This is a genomic window from Methylorubrum pseudosasae (assembly GCF_029504475.1).
Classification (GTDB): Bacteria; Pseudomonadota; Alphaproteobacteria; order Rhizobiales; family Beijerinckiaceae; genus Methylobacterium; species Methylobacterium extorquens.
Window position 1 is genome coordinate 3,823,124 of record NZ_JAQGDU010000002.1, and the last position, 15,106, is coordinate 3,838,229.

14 protein-coding genes are annotated in these 15,106 nt (G+C 71.6%); 6 read left to right on the top strand and 8 right to left on the bottom strand.

Annotation, left to right across the window (positions count from 1 at the left end; all coding sequences use genetic code 11):
* Together M2437_RS19085 and M2437_RS19090 are read left to right on the top strand one after the other, a co-directional pair.
* Window positions 1–1,218, top strand: coding sequence for a trans-sulfuration enzyme family protein (locus tag M2437_RS19085; RefSeq protein ID WP_253388376.1), 1,218 nt, complete (start codon window positions 1–3; stop codon window positions 1,216–1,218).
* An 89-nt stretch (window positions 1,219–1,307) separates the two neighbouring features.
* Window positions 1,308–1,775 carry a hypothetical protein gene (locus M2437_RS19090; RefSeq protein WP_253388377.1) on the top strand — a complete coding sequence of 156 codons (468 nt, stop codon included), beginning with the start codon at window positions 1,308–1,310 and terminating at the stop codon, window positions 1,773–1,775.
* An 89-nt stretch (window positions 1,776–1,864) separates the two neighbouring features.
* On the opposite strand, the gene mdoH is transcribed toward M2437_RS19090, so the two are convergent.
* Window positions 1,865–3,796 carry a glucans biosynthesis glucosyltransferase MdoH gene (mdoH, locus tag M2437_RS19095; protein WP_253388378.1) on the bottom strand — a complete coding sequence of 644 codons (1,932 nt, stop codon included), beginning with the start codon at window positions 3,794–3,796 and terminating at the stop codon, window positions 1,865–1,867.
* 34 nt (window positions 3,797–3,830) lie between these two features.
* Here mdoH and M2437_RS19100 point away from each other — a divergent pair, with 34 nt between their 5' ends.
* The 3 genes from M2437_RS19100 to M2437_RS19110 all read left to right on the top strand — a co-directional run bounded on the left by M2437_RS19100 (window position 3,831) and on the right by M2437_RS19110 (window position 6,500).
* Complete coding sequence (locus M2437_RS19100; RefSeq protein WP_253388379.1) at window positions 3,831–5,507, top strand: glucan biosynthesis protein G; 1,677 nt, start codon at window positions 3,831–3,833, stop codon at window positions 5,505–5,507.
* A 68-nt stretch (window positions 5,508–5,575) separates the two neighbouring features.
* Entirely contained in the window at window positions 5,576–6,220 is a 645-nt protein-coding gene (locus M2437_RS19105) for a PRC-barrel domain-containing protein (protein ID WP_253388380.1), read from the top strand.
* Between the two features lie 43 nt (window positions 6,221–6,263).
* On the top strand, window positions 6,264–6,500 hold the full coding sequence (locus tag M2437_RS19110) for a hypothetical protein (RefSeq protein ID WP_056504064.1): 237 nt from the start codon (window positions 6,264–6,266) through the stop codon (window positions 6,498–6,500).
* 164 nt (window positions 6,501–6,664) lie between these two features.
* Here M2437_RS19110 and M2437_RS19115 read toward each other — a convergent pair whose 3' ends face one another.
* From M2437_RS19115 to M2437_RS19125, 3 genes are read right to left on the bottom strand one after another with little or no spacing between them, the layout of a single operon-like run.
* Window positions 6,665–7,492, bottom strand: coding sequence for an ABC transporter substrate-binding protein (locus M2437_RS19115; RefSeq protein WP_253388381.1), 828 nt, complete (start codon window positions 7,490–7,492; stop codon window positions 6,665–6,667).
* On the bottom strand, window positions 7,465–8,181 hold the full coding sequence (locus M2437_RS19120; RefSeq protein WP_253388382.1) for an ABC transporter ATP-binding protein: 717 nt from the start codon (window positions 8,179–8,181) through the stop codon (window positions 7,465–7,467). The genes M2437_RS19115 and M2437_RS19120 overlap by 28 nt, the downstream gene beginning before the upstream one ends.
* Window positions 8,178–8,873 carry an ABC transporter permease gene (locus M2437_RS19125; protein ID WP_043708488.1) on the bottom strand — a complete coding sequence of 232 codons (696 nt, stop codon included), beginning with the start codon at window positions 8,871–8,873 and terminating at the stop codon, window positions 8,178–8,180. The genes M2437_RS19120 and M2437_RS19125 overlap by 4 nt, the downstream gene beginning before the upstream one ends.
* Window positions 8,874–8,998: 125 nt before the next feature.
* On the opposite strand from M2437_RS19125, the gene M2437_RS19130 reads away from it, so the two are divergent.
* Window positions 8,999–10,039, top strand: a complete 1,041-nt coding sequence (locus M2437_RS19130) for a substrate-binding domain-containing protein (RefSeq protein WP_301292927.1) — start codon at window positions 8,999–9,001, stop codon at window positions 10,037–10,039.
* Window positions 10,040–10,093: 54 nt separating this feature from the next.
* On the opposite strand, the gene M2437_RS19135 is transcribed toward M2437_RS19130, so the two are convergent.
* The 4 genes from M2437_RS19135 to M2437_RS19150 are packed head-to-tail and all read right to left on the bottom strand — an operon-like array spanning window position 10,094 to window position 14,939.
* Complete coding sequence (locus M2437_RS19135) at window positions 10,094–11,344, bottom strand: molybdopterin molybdotransferase MoeA (RefSeq protein ID WP_253388384.1); 1,251 nt, start codon at window positions 11,342–11,344, stop codon at window positions 10,094–10,096.
* A gap of 3 nt (window positions 11,345–11,347) precedes the next feature.
* Window positions 11,348–11,884, bottom strand: a complete 537-nt coding sequence (gene mobB, locus M2437_RS19140; RefSeq protein WP_253388385.1) for a molybdopterin-guanine dinucleotide biosynthesis protein B — start codon at window positions 11,882–11,884, stop codon at window positions 11,348–11,350.
* Window positions 11,881–13,857: a molybdopterin biosynthesis protein gene (locus tag M2437_RS19145; RefSeq protein WP_253388386.1), complete on the bottom strand. Its 1,977-nt coding sequence runs from the start codon at window positions 13,855–13,857 to the stop codon at window positions 11,881–11,883. The genes mobB and M2437_RS19145 overlap by 4 nt, the downstream gene beginning before the upstream one ends.
* The gene (locus tag M2437_RS19150; RefSeq protein WP_253388387.1) at window positions 13,854–14,939 is read right to left on the bottom strand and encodes a molybdopterin-binding protein; all 1,086 of its coding nucleotides are present in this window, start codon (window positions 14,937–14,939) and stop codon (window positions 13,854–13,856) included. The genes M2437_RS19145 and M2437_RS19150 overlap by 4 nt, the downstream gene beginning before the upstream one ends.
* Between the last annotated feature and the right edge of the window lie 167 nt (window positions 14,940–15,106).

Below are 15,106 nucleotides of genomic sequence, written 5' to 3' on the forward strand. Positions count from 1 at the left end.
ATGAGCCGGTCCAACGCGCCTCACGGCACTTCCGATGCAGCCCCCTCGGAGGCGCTGTCGCCCGCGGAATGGCAGCCGGCGACGCTGGCCGCGCAGGCGCTCGGCCGGATCGATCCGGTGACGCGGGCGGTGGTGCCGCCGCTTCATCTCTCGACCACCTATCTGCGCGACCCCGACAACGCCTACCGCTCCGGCTTCGTCTACGCCCGGCCCGACAACGCCACGACGCGCGAGGCGGAGGACGTGATCGCCGCGCTCGAACGGGCGGAGGCGGGCGCCCTCCTGTTCGGCTCCGGCATGGCGGCGGCGTCGGCCGTGTTCTGCGCGCTGGAGCGCGGCGACCACGTGATCGCGCCTGAAGTCATGTATTGGGGGCTGCGTCGCTGGCTGCGGCAGGAGGCGCCGCGCCTCGACCTCGCGGTCGATTTCGTGCCGATGGACGACCCCGAGGCCGTGCGTGCCGCGATCCGGCCCGGCAAGACCCGACTCGTCTGGATCGAGACGCCCGGCAACCCGCTCTGCACGGTCGCCGACATCGCCCGCATCGCCGAGATCGCCCATGCCGCCGGGGCGCGGGTCGCCGTGGACTCGACCGCCGCGAGCCCGATCCTGACCCGGCCGCTGACGCTCGGGGCCGACATCGTGATGCATTCGGCCACCAAGATCCTGAACGGCCATTCCGACGTGGTGGCCGGCGTCCTGGCCGGGGCGCGCAAGGATGCGTTCTGGGATCGTCTCGTGGCGATCCGCGGCGGCTGGGGCGCGATCCTCGGTCCCTTCGAAGCTTACCTGCTGATGCGGGGCTTGCGCACGCTGCCCTTGCGCGCCGCCGCCCAGAGCACCGGGGCGCTCCACCTCGCGCAGCGTCTCTCCGCGCATCCGCTCGTGAGTGCGGTGCTCTATCCGGGGCTGCCCGACCATCCCGGCCACGCGGTTGCCGCGCGGCAGATGACGGGCGGGTTCGGCTACATGCTCTCGATCCGCGTGGCCGGCGGCGAGGCGGCGGCGATCGAGACCGCCGCGCGGGTGGCTCTGTGGAAGCGGGCCACCTCGCTCGGCGGCGTGGAGAGCCTCATCGAGCACCGCGCCTCTGTCGAGGGGCCGGGCACCCCCTGCCCGCCCGACCTGTTGCGCCTCTCCACCGGCATCGAAGATCCGGACGACCTGCTTCGCGATCTCGACGCCGCTCTGACGGGCGCGCATCGGCCGACCGAGTGACGCAGTTCCGAATTGTGCGAAGGCGCGTGGCTGTTGCGGGGCTCCGTGCGTTGTCGGGTCTACGAGCCCCCAACGGGACGAAAACCGCCATGATGAACCGTACGCCCCTCCTCCTTGCCGCGCTGTCCCTCGGCCTTGTCTGCGGCGCAGCGTGGGCTGAGGATGGACCGCCGAAGCTCGACGTCGCGGCGACCTGCCAATCCGCACAGCGGGTGCAGAAGACGCTCAGCGACAATGTCAGCGCGGATGCCTGCCTCAATTCCGAGCGCGGCGCCGAGCGGGATCTGAAGAAGCGCTGGAGCGAGTTTCCGGCCGCGGCCAGGACGCAATGCACGCAGCAATTCCAGGCCGGTGGCTTCCCGTCCTATGTCGAACTGCTGACCTGCCTCGAACTGGCAAGCGGCGCGGTCCCGACACAGCCCGCTCTCGACTCCGCCGGGAAGTCCGATGGCAGCGGTGCAGCCAGCCGCGGCGACAGGAAGGGTGGGAGCACCCTCACCCGCGAGCCCGCGCCCACCCAGCGCACGAACCCGATCGAAGTGCTCGAGGGCAAGTAGCCCGACGGCTTATCCGCGCCGATCCTCGGGGCTTATGAGCACCGGGGACTTCGCCCTCACGCCGAACCGTAATCCACTTCGACGAAGGCTCAGCGCAGGGTCGGCGCGCTCGCCTCGTCGATGGTCACCGGGAGCCACGGGGACGGCGCGGCGGTGATCGCTGCCGGCTCGGCACCGGCGGTGCGGCTCTGGTGCAGTTCGAGCAGTTCCGGAGCCGGGCGCGTGTCGTCCTCGGTGAGGAAGAGGCCGCGCGCCTTCGACCCGAGGCCGAGGCGGGTGCTGCTGGTGAGCACGCTCTGGAACGGGCTCGTCAGCAAAGCGAGGGCGACCGGCGCCATCCACAGGGCGAGCCAGGAATTGCCGAAGGCGAGCAGCACCGCGAGCGCCCCGCCCGCCGCGACCGCGTCGCTTTGAAGGCGGAACGCCTCACGCCATGGCACGCTACGATCGTCGCGGGACTGCGCGTCCCAGCGAACCACCCGCCCGAACAGGGTCGTCACCACGGCGCCTGCCGCGAACAGCGCCATCACCGGCCAGAGCAAGACCCAGATCGCCTGTTCGAGCGCCGCGCTGACCAGCAGCGAGCGGGTGCCGCCGAAATCCGCCCGGCGCCGGGCCGAGGCGAGGACGTAGCCGAGGCTCAGGAGCTTCGGCAGCGCCATCACCGCGATGACGAGGGCGGCGAGCGCCCAGGCCGCCGCGTTGCCGCCGTCGAGGCCGTAGCCGATGAGCCCAGGTTCGCCGGAGCGCACCGCCTGCCATGTGCCGAGCGCGAGGAAGGCGATCCAGAGCGGATAGACGCAGTAGCCGAGGATACCCACGCCGAGATGCCAGCGGCTGGCGCCGAGCAGCCCCTTCATCGGCAGCACGCGGAGATGCTGCAGGTTGCCCTGGCACCAGCGCCGCTCGCGCCCAAGCAGGTCGATGAGGTTGGTCGGCATCTCCTCCCAGGTGCCGCCCATCTCCGGCAGCAGGCGCACGTCCCAGCCGGCGCGGCGCAGTAGCGCCCCCTCGACGATGTCGTGGCAGAGGATCTCGCCGCCCAAAGGCGGCTTGCCGGAGAGGACCGGAAGCTCGGCGTTGTTCGCGAACGCCTCGATGCGCAGGATCGCGTTGTGACCCCAGTAGGAGCCGTCCGGCCCCTGCCACGTCTCAAGGCAGCGCAAGGAGAGCGGCGCGTAGAGGCGCACGGCGAATTGCTGGATACGCGCGAACAGGGTGTCGCGGCCGGCGGCGTAGGAAACGGTCTGGATCAGCCCGGTGCGCGGGTTCTCCTCCATCAGCCGGGCGAGCCGGCGCATGGCGGCGCCGGTCATCAGGCTGTCAGCGTCGAGCACGATCATGAAGTCGTATTCGTGCCCGTAGGTGGCGCAGAACTCGGCGATGTTGCCCGCCTTCCGCCCGGAATTGTCGGCGCGGCGGCGGTAGCGGATGCGCGGCATGCCGCGGCCTTCGCGCTGGCTCCAGGCCTGGATGCGGGCGAATTCGTGCTCCTCGACCGCGCTGATCGCACCTTCGCGGGTATCGGAGAGGACGAAGATGTCGATGTCCGAACCGTCGCCGCCCTCGCGCTGGAGCGAGCGGGCCATGACCCGGATGGCGGAGAACACCGCTAGCGGGTCCTCGGCATGGATCGCCACCACCCCCGCCGTGCGGCTCAAGCCCGTGGGACGGGTCGAAATCGCCGCGGCGCGGCGCTCCAGCGCGGACAGGGCGCGGTCGCCCATCAGTGCGGCGATGAGCCCGTAGAGATACTGCCACGCGGTGAAGCTCTGCCACGCCATCAGCACGACGAAGAGCCCGAGCACGGCGCGCCCGAGCCACGTCTCCGGTACACCGTAGGCCGCGAGCGCCAGGGCGGCGATGGTCGCGGCGATGGCCAGCGTCGGCCCCGCCAGCGCGAGGCGGCGCAGGCGGAACGAGGCCGGCCGCGGCGCAGGGCCCGCGCCCCTCGGCCGGGTTCCACCCCCGGCCCCCGCCTCGACGGAGCGTTCAGCCTGCGGCAAGTCTGGGCTGGACATGATCGGCGTCGACACTCGCGGGAGGGATGAACGGATGGCAGGACCGTCGGACGCGAACAACGAGGCGCCCGAAGAAATCGACATTTCGCGGCGCGCCATCGTCCGTGGCGCTTTTCGAGGTGCTCTTGCCGGTACGGCCGGCTTGAGCATTCCTGGCCTCTTCGACATGAATGCCGCCAGAACGATGGCTCAAACGGTGCCAAACGCCTCATCCCCAGCGCCCCTTGATGCGCGTCCGGTCACCGTCGAAGCGGTGGCGGCACGGGCCGAGCGGCTGGCGGCGCAGGTTTACGCGCCGCAGAACACCCCCCTGCCGCCGGAACTGGCCGCGCTCGACTACGACGCATTCCAGGCGATCCGCTTCCGATCCGAGGCGACGGTCCCGCTCGGGCCCCGCTTCTCGCTGCAGCCGTTCCACCGCGGCAACCTGCACGCCAAGCGGGTGGAGATCTTTCTGCAATCGTCCGAGGGCGTGCGCCCCTTCGGCTACGATCCGGACCTGTTCGATCTCGGACCGACGTTGCAGGGCCGCCGCTATCCCGCCTCGCTCGGCTATGCCGGCTTTCGCATCGCCCACGGGTTCGATGCGGGGCAGCCGCAGGCCCACGAGGAATTCCTGGTCTTCCTCGGTGCCTCCTACTTCCGCATCCGCGGCCGGGGGCAGATCTACGGCCTCTCGGCCCGCGGCATCGCCGTGAATACGGGATTGCCGCAGGGCGAGGAGTTTCCCGATTTCACCAGCTTCTGGATCGAGGCGCCGCAGGGCGACGCGACGTCGATCACGATTTTCGCGCTGCTCGACGGGCCGAGCCTGACGGGCGCCTACCGCTTCGCCGTCACGCCGGGCGATCCGTCCCATGTCGCGGTCGAAGCTGCGCTGTTTCCCCGCCGGCCGATCGCGGCGCTTGGCCTCGCGCCGCTCACCAGCATGTTCCTGTTCGGCGAGAACGGGCCGGGCCTGCGCGGCGCCGAGCCGTTCGACGATTTTCGCCCGCAGGTGCACGATTCGGACGGGCTCGTGGTGCAGACGCCCGGCGACCGGTTGTGGCGGCCCCTCGTCAACGGCCGACCCGCGCCGCAGATCTCGTCGTTCCGCGCCGCCCCGCTCGGAGGCTTCGGGCTGCTGCAGCGGGAACGGCACTTCGCCGCCTATCTCGACGTGCAGGCGCAGCACGAGGACCGGCCGGGCCTGTGGGTGACGCCGCAGGACGGCTTCGGCGCGGGCGCGGTGCGGCTGTTCGAGATCCCCTCGCGCACGGAGGCGACCGACAACATCGTCGCCGCCTTCGTACCAGAGGCGCCTGTTGCGGCGGGCAAGACGCTGCGGCTCGCCTATTCCCTCGTCACGGTCGGCGCCGAGCCGGCGCCGGCCCTCGCGCCGCCGCTCGCCCGTGTCGTCTCGACCCGCGTCGGCTCGGCCGAGCGCCTGAGGCCGACCGATCCGCCCTCGCCGCAGCGGCGCCTCTACGCCATCGACTTCGAGGGGCCGGGCCTGCCCGACGACCCGAAGGCGGCCATCGACGTGGCGCTCTCGGCGAGTGCGGGCGCGCTGGTCGAGCCCTATGCCGAGCGGGTGCCGCAGACTGGCGGCTGGCGCCTCTATGCCGAGTTCCGGCCGCCCGATCCGTGGCCCGCGGGGGACGTGGTGCTGCGTGCCCGCCTCTCTCATGCGGGACGCGTCATCACCGAGACGTGGGACGGCGTCGCCTGACGCGGATGAACTGGGCAGGGTCGCCGGCTGTTAACGGGGCACCAGCACGTCCGAACCCGGAGTCAGGGATGCGTCCCAACTTTTCCAGCGTCCCGCGATCCGCGCTCGCCGCCCTTGCCCTCTCACTCGCGGTTGCCCCACTTCCCGCTCTCGCGGAGGCGGCGCCCACCGGGCCGGCGGCGGGCCGCTTCATCGAGCGACCCGAGGTGGGCACGATGCGCGGCTCGAAGGTGATCGGCGTCGCCGTGGTCGGCGCGGACCATGTCCGGGTCGGCAAGATCGAGGACGTGCTCGTGGACGGCACCGGCCGCATCCAAGCGGTGGTGATCGGCGTCGGCGGCTTCCTCGGCGTTGGCGAAAAATACGTCGCGGTGCCCTTCGATCAGCTCGCCTGGAATTTCGAGGACGTGTCGCTCACCAGCGGGACGTCTTCGGTGGTGACGCCGGACAACGCACCGAGCGAGAAGGCCGCCGACAAGGCCAGTGCGGAGACGATGCCGGGCTCGAACGTGTCGCCCGAGGTGCTGGGCGCGGTGCAGAACCAGCATAGCGGCCGCGTCACCGAGTCGACCGGTTCGGTCGAGCCGAAGCGGCCGAGTTCCACGCCCGCGACGGTACTCGTGGGCCACGACCTGATCCACGCCGAAGTGCGCCTGACCAAGGCACAGCTCAACGACGCGCCGGCCTTCCAGTTCGAGAAGGCGAAGCAGTAACCGCCCCCGCCCGGGCGGCCTGAATCCTTGGAGTTTGCGTATCATGAGACACGCCGCCCTCGCCCTGACGGTCTGGTTCGCCGGACTTCATGCGGCCCTCGCCCAGGCAACCAACCCCGCGCCGCCGATTCCGGAATCGGGGCCGTCCGGCTCCAGTTCGGGCGCGGCGACGTCCGCGGCCACCGATTTCAACTGGGTCTGGGTGAGCGTGCTGATCGCGCTCGCGGTGCTGGCCCTGTGGATGTTCGCCCGCAAGCGTCAGTCCGGCCCGCCGCGGTAGAAGCGGGACCGCCGCGACCTTCTTTCAGCTCTCTTCCTCACCCTGAGGTGGCGCGAAGCGTCGCCCTCGAAGGGTCGTCCCATCGCCGCACGGGAGCGGGAGGATCCTTCGAGGCCCCTGCGCGGCACCTCTGGATGAGGCAGTGTACGGGTTGTGGGCGGTCGTCAGACCTTCTTCGCGCTCGGGAAAAACAGCGGCTCGCCGTTGATCTTGTAATCGGCGATTGCCCGCTGTCCCTCGGGCGAGACCAGCCAATCGATGAAGGCTTGGCCCTCCTTCACCTTCACGGTCGGGTGCTTCTCCGGATTCACCAGCATCACGCCGTAGGGGTTGAACAGGCGCTTGTCGCCCTCGACGAGGATGGTCAGGTCGCCCCGGTTCTTGAACGACAGCCACGTACCGCGATCGGCCAGGATGTAGGCACCGAGCGACGAGGCGGTGTTGAGCGCCAGGCCCATCCCCTGTCCGACGTCGCGATACCAGTCGCCGCGGACCGCCGGGAGATCGACACCGGCGTCCTTCCAGCTCCGCAACTCGGCGCTGTGGGTGCCGGAACGGTCGCCGCGCGAGACGAAGGGCGCTTGTCTCGCCGCGATGGCCTTGAAGGCCTCGTCCACCCCCTTGCCGCGGATGCCGGCCGGGTCGGCCTTCGGGCCGATCAGCACGAAGTCGTTGTACATCACGTCCTGCCGCCCCTTGGCGAAGCCCTCGGCGACGAACTTGTCCTCGGCCGGGCGGTCGTGGACGAGCACGACGTCGGCGTCGCCCCGGCGCGCCGCGTCGAGGGCTTGGCCGGTGCCGAGCGCCACCACCTTCACCTCGATCCCGCTCTTCTGCTTGAACAGCGGCAGGATGTGCTTGAACAGGCCCGATTGCTCGGTCGAGGTCGTGGAGGCGACGACGATCGTGGCGGGCTCCGCCCGCAGCGGCGAGGCCGTGCCGAGGGCGGCCAGGAGCGAGAGGGTCAGGAAGCTGCGGCGAAGGCGGTCCAAGGCAGTTCTCCGGTGAGGTAGGCCCGCGCTTCGGGTGTGCGGGGTGAGAAGAGGACGGATCGGGTCGGGCCCCGCTCCACGGCGCGGCCGGCGGCGAGCACCACGGTCTCGTCGGCGAGCCGGGCGACCTGCCCGAGATTGTGCGAGACGAGGAGCACGGTGGTGCCGGCCCGCGCCATCTCGGTGATCAGGCTCTCGATGGTCTCGGTCGCGGCCGGATCGAGGCTCGCGGTCGGCTCATCGAGGAGCAGGAGGTCGGGCCGCATCGCCCAGGCGCGGGCGAGCGCGAGGCGCTGCTGCTCGCCGCCCGAGAAGCGCGTCGCCGCGTCGTTGGCCCGCTCTGACAGGCCGACCCGGGCGAGCGCCGCCGCGATCCGCTCGGCGCGCTCCCGGCGGGACAGCTTCAGCGCGACCAGCCCGAGGGCGACGTTGGCGGCCGCACTCGCCCGCACCAGAGCGGGACGCTGGAACACGAAGGCGCGGCGGCCGGGCGTGAGGCGCACCGTGCCGGTATCCGGCCGCAACAGGCCGTCGATCACCCGTAGGGTCACGCTCTTGCCCGCCCCGTTGGGGCCGATCAGGGCGGTGATGCCGTGCGCGGCGACATCGAGGTCGAGACGGTCGAGGATCACCCGGCCGCCGAGCGCCAGGCTGACGCCGTCGAGATGGATGGCGGGCACGGCGCTCATCCGTAGGCCCTCGCGACATGGCTGCGCAGGAGCGCGGCGGCGGCATTAACCGCCAGCACGAGGCTCATCAGCACGAGGCCGAGCGCCAAGGCGAGGCTGAGGTCGCCCTTCTGCGTCTCCAGCGAGATCGCCGTCGTCATGGTGCGGGTATGCCCGTCGATATTGCCGCCGACGACGAGCACCGCGCCGATTTCCGAGATCGCTCGGCCAAAGGCGGCCAGCGCCGCCGTGACCAGCGAGAAGCGTGCGTCGTAGATCAGCACCCCCGCTCGCTGCGGTGCGGAGAGGTGAAGGGAGCGCAGTTGCTCGCCCAGATGGGCCTCGGCGTCGGCGATGACCTGACGCGTCAGCGCCGCGACGAGCGGCGTCGCCAGCACCGCCTGCGCTGCCACCATCGCAGCGGGGGTGAAGAGCAGGCCGAACGCCCCGAAGGGGCCCGAACGGGAAAGGGCGAGATAGAGGATCAGCCCGACGATCACCGGCGGCAGGCCCATGAACGTGTTGAGAAGCCCGACCACGGCGCCGCGCCCCGGAAATCGCGCCACCGCGATCAGCGCTCCGAGCGGAATGCCGAGCACGAGTCCGATTCCCACTGCGGTGACGCTGACGCGCAGGGACAGCCACGCGATCGCCAGGACATCCCGGTCGAGCGTCCACAGGCGCGAGAACGTCTCCTGAAGGGTTTGGCTCAAGGGGCTCGGCTCGAAGAGATCATCGCATCCGCACTCGGAGCGCACCTGAGGTGCCTCCGGGGCTGCGCAGCGCAAGCCGGGATGATACGCCAGCTGACGCAAGATCAATAGGAAAGGCCTTGCATATGGGTGTCGAGGATCGGCGGTCCGTGGCTTCGGTCAGCTCCGGGTGGGACGGGCTCCGCGTACGCCTGCATGTCGAGGGCCGCTGCGAAGGTGCATCCGACTTCGCACTGCGCGGCGCGTACCAGCTTCTCGAAGCGCTCGGGCGGACCGGCTCGCTCCAGGGAGCGGCCGAGGCGCTCTCGATCTCCTACCGCTCGGCTTGGGGGCAACTCGACGCGCTGGAACAGGCTCTCGGCCAGCCCGTCGTGGTGAAGACCAAAGGGCACGGCAGCAGCCTCACGCCTCTCGGGGTGGCGCTGCTGACGTTGCTTCAGGCGTCGCAGACGCGCCTCGCCCCGGCTCTCACAGCGGAGGAGATGGCGCTGACGGACGGCCTGCGGCGACTTCTGGAGCCGTCCGATGCGCGTATCCGTCTCGCGGCGAGCCACGACCCTCTGCTGCTGGAGGCGATCGAGGCGCAGCGCGAGATCGACCTGATGGTCGCCGGCAGCCTCGACGCCCTGGCGCGGCTGCATGACGAGTCCGTCGATGCCGCGGGGTTCCATTACGGCTCGGACGGCCCGCCGCCAGCGCCCTTCGGCGCCGTGTTCGACCGTCGCGACCTCGTCGTCATCCCCCTGTTCCGCCGGGAACAGGGCCTGATGCGGGCGGCCGGCAACCCGCTCGACTTGGGCAGCGTCGCCGACATCGCCGCGCGGCGGGCGCGCTTCGTCAACCGGCAACGGGGCGCCGGGACCCGCATCTGGTTCGAACGGCTCTGCGCCGAGGCGGGCATCGACCTCACGCACATCGTCGGCCATCAGACCGAGGAATTCACGCATCAGGCGGTCGCGGCCCTGATCGCCACCGGCGCGGCCGATGTCGGCATGGGCACCCGCGTGGTCGCCGAGCGCTTCGCCCTGGATTTCCAGCCCGTGGGTTGGGAAACGTATTTCCTCGCGATCCGCGCGGGGATCGATACGGAACGCCTTGGGGCGCTCCGCGAGGATCTCTGCAGCCGCGCCGGACGGACGCCCGGCTACGCGCCACCCCTCGGGTGACACGTGCTCGCGATCGGCGGCTCAGCCTCGCCGATCAGGTCGAAAGGCGAGCCCTCACCACAGCAAGACGTGCGGATAATACGCCAGCAGGTCGCCGGGGCTCACGCCGGTCGCGTCGTCGGGCAACTCCACGAGGCCGTCGCTCTCGGTGAGCGAGGTCAGCACGCCCGCCCCGTCGCGCGGGAATTTTTGCGCTTCCAGGTCGCCCTCGCCGCTGCGGACGAGACTGACGCGGACGAATTCGCGGCGGCCTGCCTTCTTGCGGTAGCTGAAGCCCGCCCGCACCGGCCAGGACAGCGGCGGCTCGTAGCGTGCGCCGCCGAGCCGGGCGAGCAGCGGCCGCACCACGAAGAGCAGCGTGATGTAGACCGCGACCGGATTGCCCGGCAGCCCAACGAAGGGCGTCCCGGCAACCAGCCCCACCGCGACCGGACGGCCGGGCTTGATCGCCAGCCGCCAGAGCATCAGCCGGCCCTGGGCATCGACGGCGGTCTTCACATGGTCCTCCTCGCCGGTCGAGACGCCGCCGGAGGTGAGGATCAGGTCGTGGTCCCGCGCCGCCTCGGCGAGGCGGGCCGGCAGGGTGACGGGATCGTCGCGCAGGATGCCGAGGTCGTCCACCGCGACGCCGAGCCGAGTCAGCAGGGTCACGAGCAGCACGCGGTTGGAATCGTGGATCGCGCCGGGGCGAAGGGGCGCGCCCGGCTCGGTCAGCTCGTCGCCGGTCGAGAACACGGCGACCCGCAACCGGCGCCGCACGGCAATCTGCGCATGGCCGGTCGCGGCGGCCAGCGCCAGATCCTGCGGGCGCAGGCGCCGCCCGGCGGGGATCGCGAGCCCGCCCGCCGCCAGATCCTCGCCCGCCGGCCGGGCGTTGGCGCCGGGCTTCAGCCCCGCCGGCAGGACGACCCGGTCGCCCTCGCGGCGCACATCCTCCTGCATGAACACGGTGTCGGCGCCGGGCGGCATCGGCGCGCCGGTGAAGATGCGGATCGTGGTGCCCGAGGGCAGATCTCCGGCAGCCGCGCCGGCCGCGAGCCGGCCGCTGACCGGCAGGACGGTCTCGGTCTCTGCCTCAAGGTCCGCGAAGCGCACGGCGTAACCATCGACCGCGGCGTTGGCGAAGGGCGGCAGGTCGTGACCTGCAAAGACATCCTCGGCGGCGATCCGCCCGTCGGCGAAGCCGAGCGGTACGGTCTCCGTGCCGGCGACCACGGGGAAGCGCTCGGCGATCATCGCCACCGCCTCCTCGATCCGCATCGGCTTGCCCCCGAAGGCGAAGCAATCGTCGGTGAGCTGTGCCATGGCTCAGGGTCTTTCCAGCCGGGCGAGCACAGTTTCAAGAGCCTCGGCGCGCGCGGTCACGAGATCGGCGATGGCCTCGACGTCGTCGAGCCCGACCACCGGCACGGCCGCCTGCGGGAAGGGAACGTCGCTGGCGATGCCGACGATGCGCGGGTCGTCTCCGTGCAGGGGTGGACGGCCGTTGGCCGCGCGGAACACTTCGAGCTTGGGATGCGCCTCGCGCTTGAAGCCCTCGACCAAGGCGAGACCGGTCGGCGTCAGCCGGCGCAGCAATTCGGGCAGGGTCGCCTCCGCGCCCTCTTCGACCTCGCGGATCTGCGCCCATCGCCGGGCGGAGGACACGATCACTTCGCTCGCCCCGGCCTGCCGGTGGACGAAGGAATCCTTGCCCGGCTGATCGATGTCGAAGGCGTGGTGGGCGTGTTTGAGGGTCGCAACCCGCATTCCGCGGACGACGAGCACGGGGATGAGGCGGGCGAGCAGCGTGGTCTTGCCCGCTCCGCTCCAACCCGCGAGGCCGATGACGCGCAGGTCGCTCACGATTCGCCTCCGCCGGGTTCGAACCCGAGTTCGTTCAGAGCTGCATCCGCTGCGCGTGTGCCGAGCAGCGCCAGGAAGGCGGCGAGCGCGGGTTTCTCGCGGTCCGCCTCGCGATAGGCGAAGTCGTAATGCTCCTGCGCCAGCGGCAAGAAGCCGAGGCCGTAGGCCGTTGCGACGCTCGCGATCGCAACGCCCCAATCGGCCCGGCCCTGCGCCACCGCTGCCGCGACGGCGTTGTGCGAGCGCGGCTGGTTCCAGAAGCCGGCCGGGCGGGCCGCGCCGATCAGGCCATCGACGAGGAGGCGGGTGCCGGAACCGGCATTGCGGTTGACCATCACCGCGTCGGGATCAGCCAGCGCCGCGTTCACCGCGTCGGCAGCGCTGCGGCCCTCGAAGCGGGGATCGCCGGCGCGAAACACCACACCCTGGAGCCGGCGCCAGCCGAGGGCGAGTTGCATGCCCGCTTCGAGGAAGGGCGCGTTGTAGCGGCCGGTCTCGGGGTCGAGCAGGTGCATGGCGGCCAGGTCGCATTCGCCCCGGCGCAGGGCCGCGAGCCCCCCGGCCGAGCCGACCCATACCGTGCGGGCGCGAAAGCCCCGCTCCGCCAGCAGCCCGACCACCCGGTCGAGCCCGATGCAGTGGCTGCCGATGATGGTGAGGTCCGGCGGCCGCACGCCCGCCCCGAGGCGCACCACCGAGACCGTCTCGCCCGCCTCGACGCCCGAGCGCGCGGCGGGCACGGCAAAGAAGCCGTCGGCCTGCGAGAAGGCGGTGACGGAGCCGGAGCCTTTCGGAAGCGGCAGGGCGACCAAGCCGTCCGCTGCCTGAGCGAGCGAGGCCATCACGAATTCGGTGCGGCCGAGTTCGGAGGTCAGCCGCTGCGGCAGGCGCGCCGACACCGCCTCCTCCTCCCGCGGCGGCAGGCCGGCCAGCGCGCGCACCAGCGGCACCACGAATTCGTGGAAGGTGAACATCGCCGAGGTCGGGAAGCCCGGCAGCACCACCACCGCCTTGCCTTCGGCGACGGCGAGGCAGAGCGGCTTGCCGGGTTTCAGCGCGACGCCGTGGACGAGGATGCCGGGCGGGCCCAGCCGCGACAGGATGCGGTGCGAGACATCGCCGGCACCCTTCGAGGTGCCGCCGGAGAGCACGACGAGGTCGCTCCGGGGCAGCGCATCGCGCAAGGCGACGTCGAGCGCCGCTTCGTCGTCACGGACGATGCCGAGCGGCACGGGCTCGCCGCCGTTCTCGGCGACCGAGGCCGCAACGATGGCGCCGTTCGAATCGTAGATGGCGCCCGGTCGTAGTTCGCCACCCGGCGCGACCAGCTCGTCGCCCGTCGAGAGCACGGCGACGCGGGGCCGGCGCACCACCGCGATCTCGGCGAGCCCGCAGGCGGCGAGCATGCCGATCTCGCGGGCGGTCACCACCGCCCCCTTGCGCAAGACGGTTTCGCCGGAGGCCATATCGGCGCCGGCATAGCCGACGAATTGCCCCGGCCGGACCGGACCCGTCACGTCGATGGCGAGGGCGTCTTCGAAGAACTCGGTCTGCTCGACCATCACCACGGCGTCGGCCCCGCGCGGGATCATCCCGCCGGTGGCGATCGGCGTCGCGGTGCCGGTGGCGACCGAACCCGTCGGGGCGACGCCGCAGGCCAGGATCTCGCGGTTGAGGGCGAGCCGGCGGGGCCGCGCAGCGTTGGCGCCCTCGGTGTCGGCGGCGCGCAGCGCAAAACCGTCCACCAGGGCGCGGTCGAAGGGTGGCACGTCGATCGGCGAGGCGATGTCGCCGGCGAGCACCCGCCCGAGCGCCTGAGCCAGCGGCACGGTCTCCGGTGGAAGCGCCGCGTGGGGGAGTGCCGCGCGGAAGGCCGCATGCGCGTCCTCGCGGCTCATCACCGTCAGGAACTGCTCCTGCCGGGCGGCCGCGGCGAGGCGCTGGGTAAAATCCGTCTCGCGATCCGCGCTCATAGCGGCACCACCTCGACCACGCTGCCGACCGGGTAGCCCTCCCGCTCCGGCGGCACCAGCACGAATCCGTCCGCTTCGATCAACCGGCGCAGGGCGAGATCGGCTCCGCCGAGGGGTTCGATGTCCGTCCCCTCGGACCGAACGAAGACGATCTCGGCAAGCCCGACGGTCGAGGTGATCTTGCGCGAGATCGGCCCCATCCGCGGCGCCGGTTCGACGGAGCCGGTCAGCGCGGCGATCAGCGGCCGGCCGAGCGCCAGGACGGCCGCCAGCGCCGCATCGGGCCGGCCGGGCAGGAGCAGGACCGGGCGGTCCCCGGCCTCGCCGATCCCCGCCGTCTCGCCGGGCCGCAGGGCGAGGCCGTGAGCGACCACACGGCCGGCCTGCGCCAGCCCCTCGGCGCTGCAATCGCTGCGCCCGAAACCGGTGCCGCCGAGGACGAACACCGCATCCGCTCCGTCGGCCGCGATGGCGTGGGCGATCCTTTCGGGGTCATCCGGCACCGCCACCGTCTCGGTGAGGCCGCCCGCCCGCGCGATGACGGCGCTGAGCGTCGGCGACAGGAGGTCCGGCGCCCCCGTCACCACGAGGCGAATACGGGCTTCGCGGATCGCGACTTCGATGAACCCCGCGGCCGCGAGGCCGAGAAGGTGGCGCGGCTCGATCCGCTCGCCCGCCGTCAGGAGAGCGTCGCCTTCGGAAAAATCCTCGCCCGTGGCGCGGGTGCCCTCGCCCGGACCGACTTCCGCCACGGCACTGCGGTGCTCCAACCCCTCCGCGGCCAGGATCGCGTCGGTGCCGGGCGGCAGGCGCTCGCCGGCTTCGACCCAGGCGGGGGCGCGAGGCAGCATTACCGGTGCGTAGGGCGAGGCACCGCCGATCTGCGCGGCTTCCACCGCGAAGCCGTCGCGCAGGGCGGTCAGCCCGGCTGGGATGTCATGGGGAACCGTGAGCGATGTCGCGGCGATGTGCCCGGCCGCTCGAACCAGCGGCACCGATCCCGGCGCGACCGGCTTTGCGCAACGCAGCAGCAGGGCGAGCGCGTCGGCGAGCGGTGTCAGGGCGGCGGAGGCTGCGCGCATCATTCAAGCGTCCGCGCGCGCCGGCAATGCGGCGGGCAGAGCGGCAAGAATGCGTGAGGCTCCGTCCTGTCTCATCACCGCGAGCGATGCGCCATCGCCGGGCGCGGATCAAGGTTCGGCATCTCGCCCCTCCGGCGCCTGAGACACAAACCCTCACCTTCGGTGGG